The 22650-nt window shown below is 70.4% G+C and carries 9 protein-coding genes; 6 read left to right on the forward strand and 3 right to left on the reverse strand.

Translation table 11 applies throughout. The annotated features are described in order from the left end of the window. Positions 1-623: 623 nt before the first annotated feature. Both ACFZAX_RS25640 and ACFZAX_RS25645 read right to left on the reverse strand, forming a co-directional pair. Complete coding sequence (locus tag ACFZAX_RS25640) at positions 624-7022, reverse strand: RHS repeat-associated core domain-containing protein (protein WP_390964501.1); 6399 nt, start codon at positions 7020-7022, stop codon at positions 624-626. Positions 7023-7299: 277 nt separating this feature from the next. Further along, positions 7300-11064 carry a LamG-like jellyroll fold domain-containing protein gene (locus tag ACFZAX_RS25645; protein ID WP_390964502.1) on the reverse strand — a complete coding sequence of 1255 codons (3765 nt, stop codon included), beginning with the start codon at positions 11062-11064 and terminating at the stop codon, positions 7300-7302. Between the two features lie 946 nt (positions 11065-12010). Here ACFZAX_RS25645 and ACFZAX_RS25650 point away from each other — a divergent pair. The 3 genes from ACFZAX_RS25650 (at position 12011) to ACFZAX_RS25660 (ending at position 18155) form a co-directional block, all read left to right on the forward strand. Next, a complete protein-coding gene (locus ACFZAX_RS25650; protein ID WP_390964503.1) occupies positions 12011-14041 on the forward strand; it encodes a DUF4139 domain-containing protein in 2031 nt (676 codons plus the stop codon). Positions 14042-14049: 8 nt separating this feature from the next. Next, positions 14050-15612: a mucoidy inhibitor MuiA family protein gene (locus ACFZAX_RS25655; protein WP_390964504.1), complete on the forward strand. Its 1563-nt coding sequence runs from the start codon at positions 14050-14052 to the stop codon at positions 15610-15612. 167 nt (positions 15613-15779) lie between these two features. Continuing rightward, entirely contained in the window at positions 15780-18155 is a 2376-nt protein-coding gene (locus ACFZAX_RS25660; RefSeq protein WP_390964505.1) for a GH92 family glycosyl hydrolase, read from the forward strand. A 136-nt stretch (positions 18156-18291) separates the two neighbouring features. Here the strand turns inward: ACFZAX_RS25660 and ACFZAX_RS25665 are convergent, their stop codons facing one another. Continuing rightward, positions 18292-19062, reverse strand: a complete 771-nt coding sequence (locus tag ACFZAX_RS25665) for an MBL fold metallo-hydrolase (RefSeq protein ID WP_390964506.1) — start codon at positions 19060-19062, stop codon at positions 18292-18294. Positions 19063-19148: 86 nt separating this feature from the next. Between ACFZAX_RS25665 and ACFZAX_RS25670 the strand changes: the two genes are divergently transcribed. The 3 genes from ACFZAX_RS25670 to ACFZAX_RS25680 all read left to right on the forward strand — a co-directional run bounded on the left by ACFZAX_RS25670 (position 19149) and on the right by ACFZAX_RS25680 (position 22597). Next, positions 19149-19757: an ABATE domain-containing protein gene (locus ACFZAX_RS25670; RefSeq protein WP_390964507.1), complete on the forward strand. Its 609-nt coding sequence runs from the start codon at positions 19149-19151 to the stop codon at positions 19755-19757. 129 nt (positions 19758-19886) lie between these two features. After that, positions 19887-20384, forward strand: coding sequence for a hypothetical protein (locus tag ACFZAX_RS25675; protein ID WP_390964508.1), 498 nt, complete (start codon positions 19887-19889; stop codon positions 20382-20384). A gap of 644 nt (positions 20385-21028) precedes the next feature. After that, positions 21029-22597 (forward strand): arabinofuranosidase catalytic domain-containing protein, encoded by a 1569-nt coding sequence (locus ACFZAX_RS25680; RefSeq protein WP_390964510.1) that lies wholly within the window; start codon positions 21029-21031, stop codon positions 22595-22597. Positions 22598-22650: the final 53 nt, after the last annotated feature.

Below are 22650 nucleotides of genomic sequence, written 5' to 3' on the forward strand. Positions count from 1 at the left end.
GGTGACGCGCTTGCCGGCACCGATCGACACGATGGCTTTGATCCGAGACTTTACGTGGCCGATTACTTCGGGCCCTCCGGAGTCACACTCGGCCGGGTGCTGCGGTTGCAACTGAGGACCGCATGAGGGCGGAGGCTGCGAGACTGGCAGGCAAAACACAGCTCAAAAGGACCACGGGCCACGCCACCAGGCCCACGAAGAACGAGGTCGGGACACTGGCGCACACAGCAGCCACTGCAACTGCTACGACACGGGCGGACCGTGCGGCCGGATTACTGCTCATCGCCTTGGCCCAGAGCAGTACGACCACAGTGATACCCAACTCGACGGCCGCTGCGGGAAGGGCGACCTCCAGTGCGTCTGCCCACCGGCCCTCGTCCTGCGCGCCCACTCCCGACTGCGCCTCGAAAACACCGAAAAGGAGGTAGGAGAAAATTGCCAGAGGCGCGGTCGCCGACGCGATGATGCAACCGAGCCGGACCAGGAGCCGAAAAAAAATCACACTTCACCTTCACCCTGCGTCCCTAATCCACCGAGCCGGTGGCGGACGATGATAAATCGGCCCCCGGGCCGACTACGGGATCCGCATGTCGGCCCGGGGAAAACCTGTCGAACCTGTCGGGTCATCCCCAGCTGTTCGCGTACACCTCGTTGTAGGCGTACGTCGGACTGCTCGATGTCATCGCGAAATCCTGCCCGTATCCATACTCGTGCATGGCCGCGTATCTACCCAAGTTGACCCCCAGAGCAGTCTTCCCCTTGTCGAAATTCCAGTCCTTGTACACCTGGACGTTGAACTGGATTCCGACAGATTTTCCGTCCGACATGGCCTCACCAGTGACGCGGATCTGCGCGTGCCCGATACCGAAATGATTATCCTTGGCCGCGAAATCTACGCCGAGCCACTTGGAATCCGCCGTGAACTCGCAGGCCCCGCCCGACCGACAGGTGGTCAAAGCCTCCGCCTGCCAGTCATCGAGCTGCCCCTGGACAACCTTGCGCAATGCGGGGTCGTCCTTGAGGTAATTGAAGTCCACATCATAGTTCGTTCCGTCGGCATCACGGTAGTGCCTCCAGAGCTTTGCCGTCAGACTCCACCCAGCGGCCTCGGCCAACTTGATCAGAGTTTCGTACTCGGGCAGGACCTGGTTGGTGAAGTAGTTGTACTCGCCTGGCGTCTGCTTCCGCGAGTTGAAAGGCGCGTTCCCATTCGGCGTCCTCGGGGAATCGTTGCCCGTCGACTTCAAAGAGGCCGGGCCCCCCTTGGCACTGCCGGTCCCCGGGCTGTTGTGGGTGTTGCCGCCGTTGTTCCCGCTGCTCGACCGGACGGGCCCGCACTCGTTCCATCCACCCACGCAGTCGGCCAGGCGCTCGCCCGTGGGGTCCGAGTAGGTGGCGGGGTTGTTGCCGGCGTAGGCGTAGCCGTTGAGGCTCTGCCCGTCGGTGGTGTCCAGGACCGGGTCCACGCTGATGAACTGGCCGACGAGCAGGTCGTACTCGCGGGCGTCGACGTGGGTCAGACCCGTATCGGCGTCTGCGGACTTGCCGAGGAACGCCTTGTCGTCGACCCAACTGACTCCGCTGCCGCGTTGGGCACCGAACGGCGTCAGGTAGCGCTTCGTCAGCGCCTGGGTGTCGGAGACGATGGCGACCGAGGCGGAACCGTGCTGGTCCCCCGCGAGGTAGCTGATCTTCTCCGAACCGGTCTGGTTGCTGCGCACCGCGACGGTGGAGCCGGCGAAGGAGTACGAGCGGGCGGCCCACTTCTTGCCGGACTTGAGGTGGACCTCCGTGGCGCCGAGGTAGAGGACGGTCTCACCGTCGCTCGCGGCGCTGCGGCGCAGGAGGAGGTTTCCGCCCGCCCCGTAGAGGTAGTCGGTGGCGCGGGCTGCGCCCGCCGGGTTCTCGGTCAGCCGGGACAGCTTGCCCTCGGCGTCCCAGTCCAGGTTCTGCGTGGTACTGCCGTCCGGCCGCGACGTGGTGTTGCCCTCCGCGTCGTAGCCGTACTCCGCCGTGGCCCCGGTGCAGGTGCCCGACGTGACCGTGGCGAGCAGCGTGTGCGGCTGGGTGGTGCCGCCCCGGTAGCAGGAAGTGGTGGTCGTGGCGGTGTCGGCGGTGTGCGTGGTCTCGGTGTTCCGCTGACTCCCGGCGGTGTAGGTGTAGCTGGTCCAGTAGGGGGCGGCGCCGCCGAGGTTGGCGGTGGTACGGCCGGTGGTGGCGCAGTCCCCGTTCGCGGGGGTCCAGGCCTCCGTCAGTCGCTGGTGGCCGTCGTAGCCGAAGCACTGGGTGTCGGCAGCCGCCGTGCCGCCGAGAGTGGTGGTGTCGGAGATCCGGGTGATGTTGCCCGTGGTGTCGTAGGTGTAGTGGACGTTCATGGCGTCGTAGGCGTGGGACGTCGCGTGGACCTGGGTCTGCAGCAACCGGTGGGTGCCGTCCTCGTAGCCGTTGGCGACGTCGACCTTGTTGGTGCCGGTTGCCTCGGAGACTCCCAGCTTGAGGGTGGAGAGCTGCGCCAGATCGGTGTAGGTCGCGTTCAGGACGATCCCCTTGCCGCCACCGGTGAGCGTGGTGGCCAGCCCTTGGCTGGAGTAGTCGTGCTCGACGGTTTCCGCCGCGAGGCCGCCCGCAGCCGGTTCCGTGGTCTGGTCGAGGGTGCCGTCGATGTTGTAGGCGGAGGTGAACTTCAGTGTGCTGGACGCGAGGGCGCCCGAGGTCACCAGCGCGTCGTCGGACGGGATCGTCAGGCTGGTCGCGACGGAGTTGGCACGGGAGTCGTACGCCGTGATGCTCTGCGCGTACGCCTTGCCGGCGGTCCCGCCGACGTACCGGGTGGAGACGGCGGGCAGGCCCTTGCCGAGGGTGGCCGTGTCGTAGGTGGTGTGGGTGAGCGTGTTGGCGGCCGTCTTCTGCGCGGCGAGCACGGAGGCGTCGGCCAGGTTCGCGCCCGCGGACGCCTTCCAGGTGTCGCTGACCCTGCCCAGCACGTCGTAGCTCAGGATCACGGCCTGTCCGGTCGCCCCCTTCGTCCAGGACACCTGGTCGAGTGCCGTGTACCCGGTGGTGGTGGCGCCCTTGTCCGGGTCGTTCGCCGTGACCTGGCGGCCGAAGAGGTCGTACGTGTACGACCACGCGGCGCCGTCCGGTCCGGTGACCGTCTTCTGCTTGCCGCCGGGGGTGTAGGTGAAGCGGGTCCTGCTGTAGTCCGGGCCCGTGAGGGTGCTGTACTCGCTGTCGGCGGTCGACGTGCCCGCGTACGTGCGGGTCTCGACGGTGCGGCCGAGAGCGTCGGTGATCGTGCGGGTCGCCGATCCGCCGGTCAGGCCGGTGGTGGCGGTCGAGTCACCGGTGTAGGTGGTCGTGGTCTGCCACTTCTGCTCGCCGCCGACCCGGAACGTCGTGCTGGTGGCGCGCCCCGCCGCGTCGTAGCCGGTGGTCGTGAGGCTGGGTGCCTCACCGTATTCGAGCTGTGTGTACGTGCCCGAGGGCGCGGCGGAATCGTAGATGTCGGCGTAGGTCTCGGTGGCCAGACCGCGGTTGTCGTAGTGGGTGTAGGTCAGGATGCGGCCACTGGTCGCGCCGGGCGTCTGTGTCTCGACGGGACGGAGCAGGGAGTCGAGCAGTGTGTAGCTGGTGGAGTAGGTGGTGCCGTCCGCTTTCAGGGTGCCCGACGAGGACCAGGACGGGGCGGTGTTGGACACGGAGTACGCGAACACCCGGCTCGCGCTCTGGTTCGCGCTGTGGCTGCGGTTGGGCAGCCAGACCGCGGTCGTACGTCCCAGGGCGTCGTAGGCCGTCTCGGTGATGTTGCCGTTCACGTCGAACACCTGGGTGGTCAGTCCGCGCGCCGGGTCGGTGTACGTGTAAGTGCTGTACAGCTTCGGGTTCTTGGTCCAGGTCCGCGTGAGCGGTCCGGTGGTCGTGGGAGTGTAGGTCGTCGTGGTGGCGTTGCCGCCCGCGTCGGTCGTGATCAGCGGGCGCCCCAGCACATCGAAGGTCGACGTGCCGAGGGTCTGCCAGGCCGAGGGGCTGCGTTCGCTGCCGGAGACGGCCGCCGGGTAGGCGGATGCCCGGCCGGTCCAGGTGGCTTCGCCGAGGGTCGGGGTCTGCGACGCGCTCCACGCGGTGGTGTTCGGGGTGTCGAAGACGGTGGCGGTGTCGGAGACGACGTCACCGGCGGTCGCCGCGGCGGCCGGCAGGGAGAGATCGGCCTCGGCGACCGAACAGGCTCGTCCCACCACCCTGGTGCGGGAGATGAGGGAGTTGATGCCGAGGCTGTCGTTACGGGCGTACCAGGTGCGGGTGCAGGTCTCGTCGCCGGTCTTGGCGGTGTCACCCGTTTCGTCGACCTTGGTCGCCATGCCGTAGTCGTCGTAGGTGGTGCTGGTGGAGATGCCCCGCCAGGTCCCGGAGGCGGTCAGGTAGGTGTAGGCCGTCTCCTTGCCGGTGCGGGCGAAGTACGCCTCGGTGTCGGCGTACGACTTGTGCTGCGTGGCGGTCTTCTTGGCCCAGGGGTCGTAGACGGTGGTCGAGACGGGCAGGGCGCCGTTGTAGGTGGTCTGCTGGCGCAGGGCGCCGGAGTACGGCTCGCTGTCCTTCTGGTCCGCGACGTCCAGCGCGTCGAAGTCCGTGCCCGGCACGGTCACGCTGCGCCGGGCGGTGGGGGCGAGCTTGCCGTCGGACCCGAGCAGCCGGTCGCCGTCCATGCCCTGGAGGTACACCGAGGTCACCTTGGACCGGCCGGAGCCGGACCCCTGGGTGACGGTGACGTCGCGGTAGCCGCGCCAGACGGACCAGGTGCGCTCGTCGGCCGGGGTGAACGGTGAGTCGTTGTAGTGCCAGGCGGGCCCGGAGTAGGCGTAGTGGGTCTCCATCGTCTCGCCGGGGCCGTGCTCGTCGCTGGTGACGACGTCGGTGACCCGGTACTTGTGGAACCAGTCGACGGTGGCCTCCTTGGCTCCGTTGACGTGCCAGTACTGGGGGTAGCAGGAGGCGGTGTCGTTGTCCTCGGCCGTCGGCATGCTGCTGCCGCGCACGCACTCCTGGCCCGAGAAGGTCACGTCGGTGATGGCCCCGGTCTCGGAGGTGACGGTGCGGATGCGGGGCTTGGTCAGCGGCAGGATGTCGTCCCGGTCGCCGTCCACCCGGTTGGGGCGCATGTCGTAGGTGAAGGCCACCGGGTTCATGCTGATCGCGGTGCCGTTCTTGCCGGTGCGCTTGATGCTCTTGAGCGTCAGGGTCTGGTCGGTGGAGTCACCGATGTCCCCGCCGTCCAGGTACTCCTGGGTGAGGTCCCAGGAGTCCACCGGGGTGAAGGCGCTGGTGCCCGCCGACCAGACCGAGGTGTCGACGCGGGTCAGTCGCTTGCGGGAGAAGAACGTCGGGCCGGTCGCCTTGCAGGTGGCGCCCGACGCGCAGATCGAGTCGAAGGGGACGTCGGGCCAGTTCGGCGCGGTGGCGTCCTTCAGTTCGGCGCAGTCGGAGGCGGTGCAGCGCTCGGCGTAGACGAAGTCGACCTTGGCGGACGTCACCCCGGAGAAGAGGGAGGCGGCGCGCTGCCCGTACTGGAGCTTGTTGAGGTAGCCGCCGCGGGTGTAGCCGGCGGTCGCGGTGCTCGCGCCGTTCTTCCCGTAGGAGTTGGTCTCCTTGGTGTACCAGTAGGACATCGCGTTGTCGTGGGTGTCCTCCACGTAGTCGAGGTTCCACCGCCATGCCTGGGTCACCGCGCGGTCCGCGAACGTGCTGCCCTTGTCGTAGCCCGGCTCGCCGGAGTCGTCACCGAACACCGGCACGGTCCACACCGAGTTGGTGCGCTCTGTGCCGGCGCCGGGCAGCTTGTCGAGTCCGAAGACGTAGCGGGTTCCGTCGCCGGTCGTGACCGTCCAGGACTCGCCGTCGTCGTCGCCGTTGTCGGCTCCGGTGGTCAGCGTGACCGTGGAGGCGTCGTCGTTCTTCAGCCGCCAGACACCCGTGGTGTCGTCCTTGACCAGTTCGGTGGACTTCCCGTTGAGCACCAGGCTGGCGTTGTCGAACTTCCAGCACAGGTCGTTCTTGTCCGTCTGCCCGTCGTCGTCGCACGACCCGTAGGTCCGCTCGACGTACGAGTTCGCGGACAGGTCGAAGCCCTCACCGACCTGGGTGGACTGGTTGTTCGTCGACGCGGTCTTCCCGTCGGTGGAGCCCGAGTCGTAGGCGAGGGAGAGCGACGGGGAGGGACCGGGGGCGGGGGGTGTCGCGATCGGGTAGGACCAGGTGAACGACCCCGAGGATCCTCCGCTCTCCCAGGTGGCCGCAGGTGAGAGCGGGGTGGCCTCGTAGGTACCCGAACCGGACGCCGACTCGGCCGACGCCGTCGCGGCGAGCGCCAGCACCGTGGGCACGCCGGCCGAGAGGGTGACCGCTCCGGTGACGGTCCGCGCGGAGACGTCGTTGGCCGACGCGATCTCCGTGGCGACCCGGCACTGAGCCTCCTGGGGCGTCGTCAGCGCGCACTCGGGCAGGCTGACCAGCCCGAGCCGCCCCGACCAGCCGCCTCCGTAGGCGGAGGCGAACGCGCCGTATCCGACGCTCATCTCCCCTGCACCGGCCTCCGGCGCCTGAGCCGTCAGAAGAACGCCCTTGATCCCCAGGCCGGTTGCCGCCCGGTGGCCGAGCACCTTCACCCGGACCGGTCCGCCGTCGAGCGCAGGTGCGGCTTTGCCGCCGTCCCCGTGTGCCTTCGGTACGTGCAGGGCGAGCGGCAGTCCGCCGACCTCGGTGGCGGAGGTCTTGCCCGCCGCGCCCACGGTGAGACGGCCTTCGCCGCCCCCGGGCCAGGCCGCCTTCTGCTCGATCCTCGCCTGCTCGGACTGGGATGCGTTCCGCTTCCGTCCCGAAGCGGCCGTCCGGCTCCCCGTCTTGGCGTCGAAACCGGTCACCGCCTCGGTCTTGCTGATCTTCCGCTCCCACAGCGGTTTCAGATCGTGCGAGGTTCCCTGCGCCTGAGCCACCGGCGTGAGGCCGACGACGGACAGCGAACCCGTCACCGCCAGGAACAGTACGTATCTGGCAAGGGCGCGCCCGAGCCTGGGGCGAGAGCCCCGTCCGACAAACACCAGCAGCCCCCATAGGGTCACAGAACCAGTGGAATGGACCGCTGCCCTCGCACGAGGGCAGCGGGAGATCGCGCCGTACGGCTGTCGCGCCGCAGGCGTGGTGAGCGCGGTCGCCCGGGGGTGCATCCCCTGTCCGTACGACCGCGCCGGAAAATGACACGCACGGGCGTGGGGCCGGTCCCGTCTCGGGGACCGGCCGCACGTCGGCTCATCCGGTCACGTCGTCGCTCTCGTCGTCCTGGGCGATACCGACGAGGCCGGCGACCTGGTCGCTGTCGGCCGCCGCGCCTGCCCAGACGCGGATGTCCGTGATCCGGCCGGCCAGGTAGTGACCCCAGGTGCCGCCGACGTAGCCCTTGCCCCCGGCCAGCTCACCGGACCCGATCACCGCCGTGTACGCGGTGTCCTCGCCGTTCTGCGTGGAGGCGAGGTACAGCCGGATCGTCCCTTCCTGGGCGTCGTAGACCCCGGTCAGGCGGACCGCTCCGTCGGACGCCGCCTCGTCGGAGTCCACCGCGGTGAACGTCCCGTCGCTGTTGAGACGGCCGAAGCGCCAGAACCAGGTGGGACGGTCGAGCAGCTCTCCCGTCTCCTCGTCCATGTACTGCTCGACGCCGGACCGCTGATACCACAGACCCCAGGCCGATCCGTCCGCGCTTCGCTGCCCGAGGACCTGGACCGCGTAGCCGTCCCCCTTGGAGTTCAGGACGGCCGTGTCCGGTTCGACCTCGGTGGTCACGGTGAAGGACTCCCGGTCGTCCACGACCGGCCCCGCGGCGGTGACCGAGTCGTCCACCCCGTCCAGCACGATCGCGTCGTCCGTGACGGACGCACCGCCGTTGAGCTGCAGGCTGCGGCCGTACAGGCTGGTCGTGTCCGCGAGGGCCGCTGTGCCGGTGCTGCCCTTGGGCTGCCAGGCGGCGACCAGCGCGGTCGACCGCGAACTCCCGTCCGTGCCGAAGAGCTTGGCCACCTTGGCGACCTCGGCGTCCGGCAGTGCCGACTGGTAGGCAGCGACCTCGTCGACACGGCCCTTCCAGTAGTTGTTGAACGTGCCGTTGTAGCCACCGGCGCGGCCGATCTGGAAGCCGCCGTCGACCGAGGTGGGCCATCCCTCCTGCGGCACCGCGACGGCAGCGCCCTGGCGCCGGCCGTTCACGAAGATGCTGATCGTGTGCGCTTCGCCGTCGTAGACACCCGCCAGATGGGTCCACGCCTTCAGGGTGATGCCGGGCGACAGGTCGGCGCCGGCGCCGATGTACTGGCGCTGCCCGCCCACGTACCAGTGCATGAGGAACACCCAGCGGCCGATACTGGGCGAGTAGTAGAGCGAGAAGCCCCGGTTGTCGCTGCCGGTCTGGGAGAGCACCGTCCGGAAGGCCTTGTCGTCCGTGGGGTAGGCCCAGGCCGAAACGGTGAACGAGGACTGCGAGTTCACCACAGGACCCGTCGCCGCGGCCCAGCCGGTCTGCTGGGTGGCGTTGGTGTTGTCGTTCAGCCACAGCGACCTGTCGCCCGCTCCTCGACGAGCGAGCGACGACCAGCCCGCACCGGCCTCGTGCAGCGTGAGATCGTGCCGGCTTCCCGGCGCGGTTCCCTTGTCCGCCGCGACCGTCACCGTGGAGCCGGCGGCACCGTCGTCGAAGTGCCACAGCCCGACAGGCCCCTCGCCCTCGGCGACGTTGAACCGGACCGCGGTGGTCTCGCCCGACTGACCGGTGCCCACGTTGTCCACGGCGCGTACGTAGAGGACCTGCACACCGGACAGGGCGGGCTTGACGCTCCGGGTGACCGAGGTCGTCGCCGAGATCTTCGTCCACGCCTTGTCGGTCGCGAGCTTGTACTCGTACGCCACGACGTTGGGGTCCGCGGAGTTCTTGGTGAAGGTGAACTGACCCGCCGCACCGGGCCCACCGGTCGCGGCCCCGCACCCGTCACCGTCCTCCGGGCACACCGTGTACACCGCTCCCGAGGGCGTGCTGACGGCAGGCGCCTTGGGCCGGGTCGAGTCGATCGTGAAGTAGCACCAGCCCTTGGTCGTCACCGTGCTGTGGCTCTCGATCTGGTTCGCCCCGCTGTTGTAGTAGGAGCGGGTGAACACCGCCATCCGGTAGGGCGAGTTCTGCGCGAGTGCGATCGGCGCGTCCACGGCGACCGTGGCGTTGTCCGCCACGAAGCCGCTCGACGGCCTGACGGGTTCGGTCGCCACGGTCGTCCACCCGGCGGAGGTCTTCTGCTGCACGTAGAAATGGGCCCGCAGGCCGGCTCCGCTCTCGCCTCCGGCCGCCGCCTGCACCTGTGCGCTGAACCTGGGCGTCGGGTCGGAGATCCAGCTCGGGTCCGCCTCCGTCGTCTCGCACGAGGAGGCGACGGCCGGGTTGGTCGGCACCGCCGGCAGGCCCACGTAGGTGACGGCGAGGACGGCGTCGTTGCGGAAGCGCTTCCAGGCCGAGGTGTCGGTCTCGTCCTTGGCCTTGAGCGCCAGCGTGAGACGGGAGAACTTGCCCTCGGCGAAGTCCCGCACGGTCGGGGTGAGGTTCTCGTACGTCTCGTTCGGGTCGTCGTTGAACTCGATGGGCGCCGCCGGGGTGTCCGGATCGCAGGAGGAGCCGCGTCCCGCCGACACGTTTCGGTCACCCATCAGGTCGATGGCGGTCGGCCGGGACGCCCACGTGGTGGACGAGGAGATGTTGCCCATCCGGTACAGCTGCACCCAGCGCGGGTCGCACTGGAACGCCCACGGCTCGGTCGCCCGGAAGGTGGCGTCGAGGACGCGCTTGCCCTTCAGCTTGTCCGGCGCGAACTCGAAGTAGAGCCGCTGCGTGTACCCCGGGCCGCAGTAATACCCGCCCCAGGTACCGCACTTGCCGACGCCCTGGCCCTGGCCGTCGTCCCCGTTGCCCCAGCCGTACGACTCGTAGCCGTCCGAGCGCAGCAACGTCCGCTCCGCCTCGCCCCACGACACGGTGGGGTCGATGTACAGCGGGAAGTCCTCCGCCGCCGTGTGCGCCAGCATCCCGGCGTCGGGGGTGACCGTCAGCACGTCCTGACCGACCGAGACGTCCATCGGCTTCGTCGTGTCACCGGCCGCGGGCTCCACGCCCGTCCCGTCACCGCCGGAGTCCGCCGCGGCGCCCTCGGCCACGTCCTGGACCGTGTCGCGAGCGGTCTCCTGGGCGTAACCGGCCCGGGTCACGGAAGACCGAGCCGGACTCTGCGCTCCGGCGGTCGACTTGATCGCCCCGTCAGGTGCTGGAGTGGCGGTCTCAGGACCGGCGGAGTCCCACATCTGCGCCCTCGGCGCGCGGAAGACCCAGTTGCCGTCGGCGTCGACGGCGTCGTACCCGCCGCCGCTGTTCTCGGTGACGTTCAGTCCCGACGTCCGCAGCGAGTAGTCGATCTGTTCGAGCCCCGGCTGCGCGGCGGCCTCCGGTGTCCTGACGACCAGCACGTGACGGAACCCCTCGGTGGACGCGGTGACCTTCAGGTCCACGCCGTCCAGGACGTTCCGGTACAGCGCGCTCGCCCCGTCCAGTTCCGGTTCGGGCAGCGTCCCGGGCCACCCCAGCGCGAGGGACGCGCCGTCCTTCTCGATCCGCACCAGCGGATCCCGCGTACCGCCGCCGGAGAACTCCATCGCCACGGCGGCGGCCTTCGGCGCGACCTTTCCGTCGGCCCCGCGCACCAGTGTCGCGTCCGGGGTCCGCCAGCCACCGTCGGACGTCGCCACCCGGACCGGCACCGCCGACTGCTCCAGCGTGAACGTGGAGCCGTCGGGGTTCGCGTAGACGGTCGTGTCCTGCGACCGCTCCCCCACCACCTCGACCCGTTCGCCGGACTTCTCTGCTTCCGCCGACGCCTGCGCGGCCTCACCCGGCGGAGCGACGTCCTGGGCCACCGGCCCGGTACGAGGGCCCGCCCACGCCGCCCCGGGCAACGGGCCCAGCAGGAGCGCGGCAGCAGTCAGCACCACCAGCGAGCCCCTCGGCCGCCCCTGTCTCCTCGAACGCACGTACACCAATTCCCCCCTCGTCGTCACACTTCACACACCCCCGCATGTGCAACGAGCATAAGAACAGCACTTTATGCATATGACAAGAAGATCTATGCGACGAATGGGGAGTACCCCCGACGGTGCACCAATTGTCACCCCCGAATCCGCACGCACGGAATCCCACAAGGGATATGAGCGGCCAACACCAGGAGAAGAGAGGGTTAATCACCGGTGGAGTGCGTTCCATTCGCCCGGCGACGGGAGGGCGGCACCGGGGAATGGAACGGATCGGATCGGAGAACGAAGTCCGGAGCCGATGGCCCACCACAGGCGAAGGAGGGGCATGGGAGTCGGAATCCACTGATGAGAGAGGGTGTTGAAGGTTCCGTCCCGTACGGCACCGGAGCGGGTTCTTCACGGTGTCCGCGTCACCTCCGCGCGCCGGAACAAGCGCCATGAAAGGTTTCGCGATGCCCTCCCGCGCGACCCGCGATCGTGCCGACACCAGAATTCCCGAAGACCTGTCGCGGCCACCGGCGGTTTACCCGACGGGGCGACACATCGACCGGCTTCCCGCCGACGGGCCCGAGGGCGGTCCCCGCAGGAATTGCGGGACAGCCCTCGGGCCAGGAGGACGGATCAATTCCTGGCACGGCCATCCAGAGCCTTCGGCACACGACCGGTGCGGCACGGAAGTCATGCCGCCACCCGGCCGCCCTCACCGCTCGGCGCCATCCCGTCCGCCGGGGAGCGCCCCGCCCTCGCCCCGCCGGCCGCGCCCGCCGAGCCTCCACGCCCGGCCGGCGCGAGCACTCGTCGACGACGAACCACGCTGCCCCGGACGCTCCTTCCGCATCCCCGCTGACGCACCGACAGCCCCGGCGTAAGCTGCGCTCGGCATGAACACGGCGGGGGTGCGGAGCGGATGACGGCTGAATCGACGCTGGGCTGGGAATCGACCCTCGACTCGGTCGTGGTGTACGCCCAAGGCGCGGTCTGCCGCCGCCTGACGCGGGGCCACGTCCCGCCCGACGGCCGGGTACGGGTGACGGGGCTGCCCCGCACTGTCGATCCGGGTTCGTTGCGGGCCCGGGTCCTGGGCGCCACCGGGCTGCGTGTCACCGAGGCCAGGGTGGAGACCGGGGCAGGACGGCTCGGCCCGGACACGCCCCAGAGCCTGCGGGACCAGGTCGAGCGGCTGCGGGACGCGTGCGAGGCGGCGCGGGGGCGCCGGGACCGCGTGCTGGGCCGGATCGAGGAGGTCGGGGCGCTCCGCCCGGTACCTCCCCCGCGCAAGCGCGACGACCCCCAGCACCGCCGTACCCCGGTCGACGCGTGGCTGGAACTGGCCGGTTTCGTCGAGGAACGCCTGACGGGACTGCACCAGCGCCTCGCCGGGCTGGAGGAAGCCCTGCGCGTGGCGGAGCACGAGGTGGAGGTCGCCGCCGACCGGCTCGACCGCGCCTCGACCGACGGGCCCTCGGCGCGCGTGGAGACCACGGTCTGCGCGGTCCTGACCCTCGACGGCACCGGCGAGGCGGAGTTGGAGCTGGAGTACGGCGTGCCCGGCGCCGTCTGGGCGCCGGCCTACCGGCTCGCGTACCGGCAGGGCGACGGCAGCGGCCGTCTGGTGCTGCGCGCCTCGGTCGCCCAGCGGACCGGCGAGGACTGGACCGGTGTGCGGATCGCTCTGGCCACCGCTGATCTCCGGCGCCGGACCGACCTTCCGAGGCTCCGCTCGGTCCGGATCGGCCGCAGTCAGCCCTCCCCCGGCCCGGCCGGGTGGCGTGAGCCTCCGGCCGGGCTCGCCGGACTCTTCTCCGGGTACGACGCGGCGGGCCCCCGCCCGGCCACGCCCGTCACCGCACGGGCGGCCTCGCTGATGGTCGGCGGCGCCCCGGCCGGGTTCGTCTCCGCCCCACCGCCGCCCCCGCCACCACTGTCCGCGCCGGCGCGGTCCCGGGCGAAGCACGGCGGTCCCCCGGCCCCGGGAGGCTTGTCCTACGGGGCGGCGCCTGCGGCTCCGGCCGCCGGGGCTCCCGGTGGCCCGGCTCCCGTGGCGCCCGGCGCCCGGGCTCCGGCCGCGGCACCTCCCCCGCCCCCGTCGCCGCCCGCCGGTCCTCCCCGGCCCAGTAGCACCGAGCTCGACTACGAGGGCCTCGTCCTCTCCGGCCCCGACGAGCAGGGCGACCGCCGGGGCCGGCTCTTCGGCGACGCGCCGTTCGACCCGGTGGTGGCCGAGCACCGCCGCCGCGCCGAGGCGGTGGCCTCGCTGCCCCCGCCCGGACAGGCCGTGCGTCCCCGGGAGTCTGCGGGTTCCTTCGACCACCGCTTCGACGCCGTCGCCCGGGCCGACGTCCCGTCCGACGGCACCTGGCACACCGTCACCGTCGGCGAGATCCCCGTCGGTCTGCGCGCCGAGTACCTCTGCGTGCCGTCCGTGGAACAGACCGTCTACGCGACGCTGTTGCTCTCCAACGCCACCGACCAGGCGCTGCTGGCGGGGCCGGTGGAGGTCACCGTCGACGACGGGTTTCTGCTGACCGCCGCGCTGCCCACGCTCGCACCCGGCGGTGTGCGCCGGGTGGGGCTCGGGCCGGCCGAGGGCGTCCGTGTCACCCGTCGTACGAACCTGCACGAGTCGACCTCCGGCCTGCGCGGCAACACCACCGTGCTCAACCACGGGGTCCGCGTGGAACTGGCCAACGGGCTCCCGATCCCCGTCCGCGTGGAGGTCCACGAGCGGGTGCCCGTCACCTCCGATCCGGACGTCCGGATCGAGGAGCGGGCCGGCTGGGCCGCGCCCGTGGACGGAGCGGGGCCCGACCGGTACGCGCCGGGCACCCGTGTCTGGCGACTGGACCTGCCCGCAGGAGCCACCGCCGCCCTCGACGGCGGTTACGAGATCCGCATCCCGACCGGCAAGTCCCTGGTCGGCGGCAACCGCAGGAGCTGACACCCGCCATGTCCACGGCCCCGAATTCTCTTCCCCTCCCGGTCACCGCCGTCACGTGCCTCGAAGACCGGGCCCAGGTCGAGCGCGCCGTCGTGCTCGACCTGGAAGCCGGGGTGCAGCGGCTCCGTCTCGGCCCGGTCAGCGCGCTGGCCGTCGACCGGAGTCTCCACGCCGAACTGGCCGCCCGGCACCCCGCGACCGTCCTCGACGTACGGATCGTCCGCACCTGGACACCGCGGGGACCGGAGCCGCTCACCGGGGAGGACTCTCCGCTGCGTCACCGCGTGCGCGCCCTCGAAGAGGAGCGGCCGGCTCTGGTGCGGCGACGCGCCCGCCTGCTCACCCGGCTCGACCTCCTCGGCCGTCTCGCCGCCGATCTGCTGCGGGAGATCGGCGAGGGCGCCGGCCACGGGAAGAGCGAACCGTCCCGCTGGGCCCACGAACTGGACCGCGTGGACGAGGAACGCGACACGTGCGAGGAGCAACTCCGCTCCGTGCGGGCCGAGCTGGCCGCACTCGAAGAGGAACACGCCGAAGCGGAGCGGGTCATGGCCCTCACGGAGGAGGAACCCGCCGAACTCGTCGGCCACGTCGAACTCACGGTGGAGGCCACGGCGGCCGGGCCGGCCGGGCTGCGCCTGACCCACCTCACCCCGTGTGCGCTGTGGCGGCCCGCCTACCGGGCCGTGCTCGACGGAGGCTCCCTGACGCTGGAGACGGACGCGGTCGTCTGGCAGCGTACGGGCGAGGACTGGTCCGACGTACCGCTGACCCTGTCGACGGCCCGTTCGGCGTCGGCCGGCGTACCGCCCCGGCTGGCAGAGGACCGGCTGACACTGCGGGACCGCCCGGCGGCGGAGCGCCGCACGGTCGAGGTCGAACTGCGCGAGGAGGAGATCGCGACGCTCGGCCCGGTCCCGGTGGTCGGCCTCCCCGGGGTGGACGACGGCGGCGAGACGCGGGTGCTCAGAGCGCCCGCGCGGGTCTCCGTCCCCGGTGACGGCCGCGCCCACCGCGTACCGCTCTCCACGTTCACCGCCGCCGTGTGCGACGAGTACGCCTGCTCGCCGGAGTTGTCCCCGCTCGTCACCCAGGTGGTGCGGTTCGACAACCTCTCCGGCCACGCGCTGCTCGCCGGCCCCGTGGACCTGATCGGCGCGAGCGGGTTCAACGGCCGCGGCACGCTGGACTTCACCGCCCCCGGCGGCCCCGTGGAGCTGGCCTTCGGCAGCCGCGACGACTTCCGCGTGGTCAGGGAGGCCGAGGAGTCCCGCGACACCACCGGCATCACCCAGCGAACCGTGGTCACCCGCACCGTGCGGCTGCACCTGTCGCGGTTCTCCGCTCCCGGGGAGCGGGACGAGCGGGTGGTGGCCCTCCGGGAGCGCGTCCCGGTCTCCGAGGTCTCCGCCGTGGAGGTGCACCTGCGCAAGGACGCGTGCTCCCCCGCCCCGGACGTGATCGACGCCGAGGGCATCGCCCGCTGGGACGTCGCTCTCGCGCCCGGCGGCCACCGCACGGTCACCCTGGTCTACGAGGTGTCGGCGAGCGCCAAGGTCACCGGGATCTGAGCACGGCGGAAGCAGGGCGTGGGCAGGGCGCGGGCAGCGCCTGAGCAGCGCGGCAGCCGGCCGGAAGCGGAACGGAACCAAGCCGTCCGCGGGTTGACGGCACCATGCCCGAAAGGCAAAGATCATCGGGCTCGAATTTGACAACGTTGTCGTACGAGAGGAATGCGATGAAAGCGCTGAAAAAACGCGTATGCGGCGTCCTGTTGATCGCCACCACGATGGTCGCGGCCTCCGCCACCTCCGGTGTGGCGAACTCCCGGCCGCAAGGAGCGAAGTTCGCAGCCGACCCCACCACGCTGGTCGACACGTCGATCGGCAACAACGGCGACGGGACCACCTTCCCCGGGGCCTCCGCACCGTTCGGCATGGTGCAGCTGAGCCCCGACACGCAGCTGAACAAGTACGCCTCGTACGACTACGCCCAGGACACCATCCTCGGTTTCAGCCACACGCACCTCTCGGGCGTGGGCTGTCAGACGATGGGCAACTTCCGGTTCATGCCGACCACCGGCGCGGTCACCTCGTCCGACCCGGCCCAGTACGGCGCCAAGTTCAGCCACGACGACGAGACCCGCTCGCCGGGCTACTACGGCGTGAAGCTCGACAACGGCATCGAGGCCGAGCTGACCGCGACGGAGCGCACCGGCCAGCACCGTTACACCTTCCCGGCCGGCTCGGACTCCGAGAACGTGCTGATCGAGACCGGCCAGAGCAACGGCAGCACCTATGCCGGTGACATCAAGGTGGTCGGCGACGACACCGTCGAGGGCTGGCTCCAGGGCGGCAACTTCTGCGGCGAGACCGGCAAGGAGCGCTACCGGATCTTCTTCAGTGCCAAGTTCGACCGGAAGTTCTCGACGTTCGGCACCTGGACCGACGACGCCCTCACCCCGGGCGCCCGGGAAGCGACGCGTGGCACCGGGCGCGCCGGGGCCTGGCTGTCGTTCGACCCGTCCGAGGGCGACCGGGTCGGCACCTCGGTGGGCCTCTCCTACACCTCGGTGGACGGCGCCCGCCTCAACCGCAAGGCCGAGCAGCCGAAGTCGTTCGACACGGCGCGGAACGGCGTGCACGACGCCTGGAAGGACGAGCTGAACCGGATGCGCGTGGCCGGTGGCACCACCGCCGACCAGCGCACCTACTACAGCGCGCTCTACCACTCGCTGCTGCACCCGTCGATCGGTTCCGACGTCGACAACCGCTACCGCGGCTTCGACGACCAGGTGCACCGCGCGGACTCCACGTACTACCAGATGTTCTCGCTCTGGGACACCTACCGCTCGCAGAACCAGCTGGTGGCCCTGGTCAATCCGGACAAGGCCACCGACATGGCGAAGTCCGTGCTGCACATCTACCAGGACGGTGGCTGGGTGCCGCGCTGGGGACTCGGCGGCGGCGAGACCAACGTGATGAGCGGCGACCCCGTCACCCCCTGGGTCGTCGACCTCTACAACCGTGGTCTGCTCGACAAGGACACCTCGCGCCGGCTCTTCGACGCGCTCTGGAAGAACGCCAACGAGGTCCCCGCGGACCAGTCGCTCTTCCGCGGACGCGACGGCAACCCGACGTACGTCCAGAACGGCTGGGTCGCCTACCGGAACCTCCCCGGCTACACGTACGGCGACAGCCGCCAGGCCGGTTCCGCCACGCTGGAGTACGCGCTCGCCGACTGCGCGCTGTCCACCATGGCCAAGGGCCTCGGCTACCGGGACAAGGCCACGACCCTCTCCTCGCGCTGCGACAACTTCTCCACGCTCTGGGACAACGACGTGACCTCGCAGGGGTTCACCGGCTTCCCGGTCACGCGCAACGCGGACGGCTCCGTCGCCGGCGACCCCGATCCCACCCAGTCCGGCGCCTTCCACGAGGGCACCGCCTGGCAGTACCAGTGGCTCGCCCAGCAGGACCCGCAGACCCTGTACGGCCTGATGGGCGGCGCGGACAAGGCCGAGCAGCGGCTCGACACCTTCTTCGACCTGCCGACCGTGCTCGCCGACCCGGCGAAGGCGGCCAAGGAGAGCTGGGTGACGGGGGCGTACGACTACCACAACAACTTCGCCTTCAACCCCAACAACGAGCCCGACTTCCACACCCCGTGGATGTACACGTGGACCGGCTCCCCGTGGAAGACCTCGTCCGTGCTGCGGGCGATGCGGACCCTCTTCACCGATGACGCGTACGGCATGCCCGGCAACGACGACCTCGGCGCCACCTCGTCGCTGCTCGTCTTCGCCATGGCCGGCGTCTTCGAGGCCCAGCCCGGCTCAGCCGACTACATCGTCACCGCGCCGATGTTCGAGAAGGTCGAGATCCGGCCGGAGCACGGCCGCACGATCAGCATCGAAGCCCCCGGCGCGAGCGCGTCGAAGCTCCAGTACGTGTCCTCCGTGACCACCGGCAAGGGCAAACTGCGCCAGAGCTGGCTCTCCCACGAGAACCTGCTCCACGCCGGCACGATCCGGATCGACCTCTCCGACAAGCCCACCACCTGGGGTGTCGACGCCGCCCCGCCCGCCATGGGTGCCACGGCCGCCAAGCACTGACGGTCCCGGGGCGCGGCTCCTCCCGGACTTCCGGGGAGGAGCCGCGCCACGCGCAGTTCACGGCCGCAGCAGGCCGCTCGCCCCGTCGGACGACGGAGTCCCGCCCCGCAAGAGCTTCGGCATGCGCGACGGCGACTCACGCCCCGGCCAGCTCCAAACGGTCCAGCAGCCCGGCCGCCGTGAAGGCGTCGACCAGCTGGGTGCGGCCCTCGGTGAAGTGGCCCCAGCTGTCGAAGTGGACAGGGACCACACGGCGGGCCGCAAGGATGGTGGCGGCTTCGGCGGACTGGGCACTGTCGAGAGTCAGCAGGGCGCCGTCGAACAGAGCCGTACGAGCGGCGCCGGCGAAGAGGACAGCGGTGTCCACGGGGGCGAAGCGGTCGGCAACCCGCCGGACCACGTCCAGTGAGGCGTTGTCGCCGCTGACATAGACGGTGGGCAGGTCGGGGGCGGTCAGGACGAACCCGATCACCTCGCCGGTGACCGGTTCGCAACCCTCGGGCCCGTGCTGGGCGGGGGCAGCGGTCACGGTCACGGTGCCGCCGTCGGGGCGGGGCAGTTCGACGGCGTCCCACGGGGCCAGCCCCCGTGCGGTGCCGCCGAGGCGGTCCGCGCCGCCGCGCGTGGTCAGGACCAGCGGGACGTCGGCCAGCAGGGCACGGCCGGAGTGGTCGAGGTTGTCGGGGTGCTCGTCGTGAGAGAGCAGGACCACGTCCAGCGGGGCGAGTTCGACGGGGTCGACGGCGGCGGGTGCGGTCTTGGTGAGGACGTGGCCGTTGCCCCGAGGGTACTCACCGGGGGCGTCGAAGGCGGGGTCGGTGAGGAACCGCAGCCCGCCGTACTCGATGAGGGCAGTCGGACCGCCGAAGACGCTGACGGGGGTCCGTTCGGCATGCTTGCTGGTCATCAGGTCCTCACGGATAGAAGGAAGATTTACCGTGAGGTGAAGGTAGTCGAGTCTCACGGAGAAACGCAAGATCTAACATGAGAACCATGAAGGAGACCGCAACCAGCGAGCCCACCCACTCCGCTCCGCCGCCCGCACCGGGCGCGGAGCGGTACCCCGTGCTCGACTTCGCCAACACCACGCTCACCCTGCCGGGCGGCCAGTTCCTGGAATTGCTCGGCTCACCCGAGGCAGCGACGCAGTGGCTGATCGACCATGACCTCGCGCCGACCGGCAGCAAGCTGTACGAGGTGTGCGCGGCCCGGCTGCGTGCCCTGCGGGATCAGGTGCGCGCACTGCTTGCGTCCCGGATCGACGCCCTCCCCGCCCCGGCCGGGGCCCTGCATGCCGTCAACGACGCACTGACCCGCACTCCCGTGGCCGCCCTCCTGCACTGGGACCCCGCACAGGGCCTGCACCGGGTCCAGGCTCATCCGACCGACCAGATCGTCGACCACGCTCTGGCCGTTCTGGCAGCCGACGCCGCCGACCTGCTCACCGGTTCGGACGCGGAACGGCTCGCCGCCTGCGACTCGGCTCCCTGCCGCCGCTACCTGCTGCGCACCCACGCCCGCCGCCACTGGTGCTCGGTGCGTTGCGGGGACCGTGCCCGTGCGGCCCGCGCCTACGCACGCCGCGCACAGTCCGACAGGTGAGGAAGCACGTGACCCGACGACAACCGCCCAACGCCGCCGTTCCCGTGAAGGGCTCACGCCGGGTGAATCCGCCGGGACCGAAGCGTCCCTTCGCGACCTGTCGACCATGCCACGGGGGATCATGTCCGCATGGACTTCGACCTCGAACCACCGACCGGCGTCGGGCCGTTGCGGATCGGCATGACCCGGCATGCGGCCGGCACGGCGCTGGACTCGCTCCGCGACCGATCCGCGATCTCGGAGTCCGATGCGCCAGGACGGCACATCTTCCGTCCCAGCGGGCTGATGATCGGCATCCACTGCACGCGTGACCTGCTTGAAGCCATCGAGCCGGGAAGACAGTGGTTCCCGACGGACCGAGTGCTGTTTCACGGTGTGGACGTGTTCGCGCTTTCCGCCCGTGAAGTTGTCCGGCACGTCGATGGGTTCACCTCGATCGAGAAGGATCCCGACGACGACGCCTCGTTCGTCGCCCCGGACCTGCTGCTGAGCTTCTGGCGTCCGTTCGCGGCCGACGACGAGCCGGAGGGAGATCAGGGTTACCACTTCAGCTCGGTCCTGCCGGCACGACCCGGCTACTACGACAGCCCCGCCCAGGCTGCGGAGCGCCTCCAGCAGAGCTCATGAAACCCCGGCGAGTCCTCCAGCCGCAGATCCGTGACGTTGTGCGGAGCCTCCGCGAAGTCACCGCCTCACCCGAGCTTCTACGTGCCCGCCGGGATCAAGGCGATCCGCCGACGAACGAGCACCGCCCCACTGTCGCGATCCACCGAACTGCCGCACCCCCGTCCGCACTTGGCGGGAGTTGGACGAAACTATTGCGCGCCTAGCCCCCTCGGTTTAGCGTCTGTGGCACCCGAGCGACTTCTCCCCCACCCGACGTCACGTCAGAATTGTTAGCGCTAACAATCTCCCTCGCCGGCCTGACCTGCGGCGTAAGGATCCACTCCCTCCCGTCGCCCGATCTCCTCGTGCGACGCGGCCGCCTCGTCGCATCCCCGCACCCTCGCACCTCCGCACCTCCGCACCCCGCACCGCCGGACGGCCCGGCCGTGTCCGGCGGCCGACCCCGCACGCTCCCGGCCCGGATACGCGCCTCGGCATACCCCCCACCCGTCTCACACACGGAGCTCGGTGCCGGCCTCCCCCGCGCACCGGTCCTCCCCGCTCCCCCGCAGAACGCCGTACCGCGGCGCGTCCCCGCATGCCCGCATGCGAGCTTCCCCCCGCCCACCACCGAATCGAGGACAGCGATGAAAGGAACGAACGGAATGAAAGGACTGCCAGGACTTCGCTCCGCTCTTCGGCGCCGCGCCGCCGCGCTGACGGCGAGCTTGGCCGCCGTGCTCGTCGCGGGGGCCCTGACGGGCACCACCGCCTCCCAGGCCGCGACGTCCCAGCCCTGCGACCTGTACGCCGCCGGCGGCACGCCGTGCGTCGCCGCGCACAGCACCACCCGCGCCCTGTACGGCTCCTACAACGGGGCGCTGTACCAGGTGCGCCGCGCCTCGGACAACAGCACGCGTGACGTCGGAGTGCTCAGCGCCGGCGGGTACGCCAACGCCGCCGCGCAGGACTCGTTCTGCGCCGGGACCAGCTGCGTCATCACGGTCGTCTACGACCAGACGGGCCGCAACAACCGCCTCACCCAGGCCCCTCCGGGCGGGTTCAGCGGCCCCGCGTCGGGCGGCTACGACAAGCTCGCCAACGCCACGATGGCGCCGGTCAGCCTCAACGGCAACCGCGCCTACGGCGTCTTCGTCTCGCCCGGAACCGGCTACCGCAACAACGCCACGAACGGGATCGCCACCGGTGACCAGCCCGAGGGCATGTACGCGATCCTCGACGGCACGCACGACAACGACGGCTGCTGCTTCGACTACGGCAACGCGGAGACCAACAGCCGCGACAACGGCAACGGCACCATGGAGGCCATCTACTTCGGCAACAGCCGGGGCTGGGGCTCGGGTGCGGGCAACGGTCCCTGGGTGATGGCGGACCTGGAGAACGGACTGTTCTCCGGCGTCAACACCGGCAACAACGCGGGCGACCCGACGGTGAACCACCGCTTCCTCACCGCGATCGTCAAGGGCGAGCCGAACCACTGGGCGATCCGCGCCGGCAACGCCCAGTCCGGCTCACTGTCCACCTACTACAACGGGGTCCGGCCGAACGCCTCCGGCTACAACCCGATGAAGAAGGAGGGCGCGATCATCCTCGGCATCGGCGGCGACAACAGCGTGAGCGGCGCCGGCACCTTCTACGAGGGCGTCATGACCTCCGGTTATCCCACCGACGCGACCGAGAACGCCGTCCAGGCAAACATCGTCGCGGCCGGCTACACGCAGGGGTCGGGCGGCGGGACCGCCCTCAACTCCGGCTCGTCCGTCTCGCTCCGGGCGACCACGTCCTGCTGCTCCACCCGCTACCTCAGCCACTCCGGCGCGAACGTCAACACCACGGTGGTCTCCTCCGCCAGTTCGGCGACCGACAAGGCGAACGCGTCCTGGATCGTCCGGCCGGGCCTGGCCAACAGCTCCTGCCGCTCCTTCGAGTCGAAGAACACGCCGGGCAGCTATCTGCGGCACCAGAACTACCAGCTCTCTCTGCACGCCAACGACTCAACGGCGCTGTTCGCCAACGACGCCACCTTCTGCTCGCAGGCCGGCGTGAACGGCCAGGGCAACTCGCTGGTCTCGTACAACTTCGCCGACCGCTACATCCGCCACTACGACAACATCGGATACGTCGCCTCCGACGGAGGCTCCAACACCTTCGACGCCACGGCCCTCTGGCCCGACGACGTGAGCTGGGCCGTCGTCGCCGCCTGGACTCCCTGACCCTCCCTGCGGAGCGCGGGCGGCCACTCCCGAGGAGGGCCGCCCGCGCTCCG

Source organism: Streptomyces sp. NPDC008125, from assembly GCF_042957125.1.
Taxonomy (GTDB): Bacteria; Actinomycetota; Actinomycetes; order Streptomycetales; family Streptomycetaceae; genus Streptomyces.

Coding starts and splice junctions, on each gene's coding strand:
- ACFZAX_RS25650 (WP_390964503.1), top strand. CDS start 12,011: ATGACGGCTGAATCGACGCTGGGCTGGGAATCGACCCTCGACTCGGTC.
- ACFZAX_RS25660 (WP_390964505.1), top strand. CDS start 15,780: ATGAAAGCGCTGAAAAAACGCGTATGCGGCGTCCTGTTGATCGCCACC.
- ACFZAX_RS25655 (WP_390964504.1), top strand. CDS start 14,050: ATGTCCACGGCCCCGAATTCTCTTCCCCTCCCGGTCACCGCCGTCACG.
- ACFZAX_RS25670 (WP_390964507.1), top strand. CDS start 19,149: ATGAAGGAGACCGCAACCAGCGAGCCCACCCACTCCGCTCCGCCGCCC.
- ACFZAX_RS25665 (WP_390964506.1), bottom strand. CDS start 19,062: ATGACCAGCAAGCATGCCGAACGGACCCCCGTCAGCGTCTTCGGCGGT.
- ACFZAX_RS25680 (WP_390964510.1), top strand. CDS start 21,029: ATGAAAGGACTGCCAGGACTTCGCTCCGCTCTTCGGCGCCGCGCCGCC.
- ACFZAX_RS25675 (WP_390964508.1), top strand. CDS start 19,887: ATGGACTTCGACCTCGAACCACCGACCGGCGTCGGGCCGTTGCGGATC.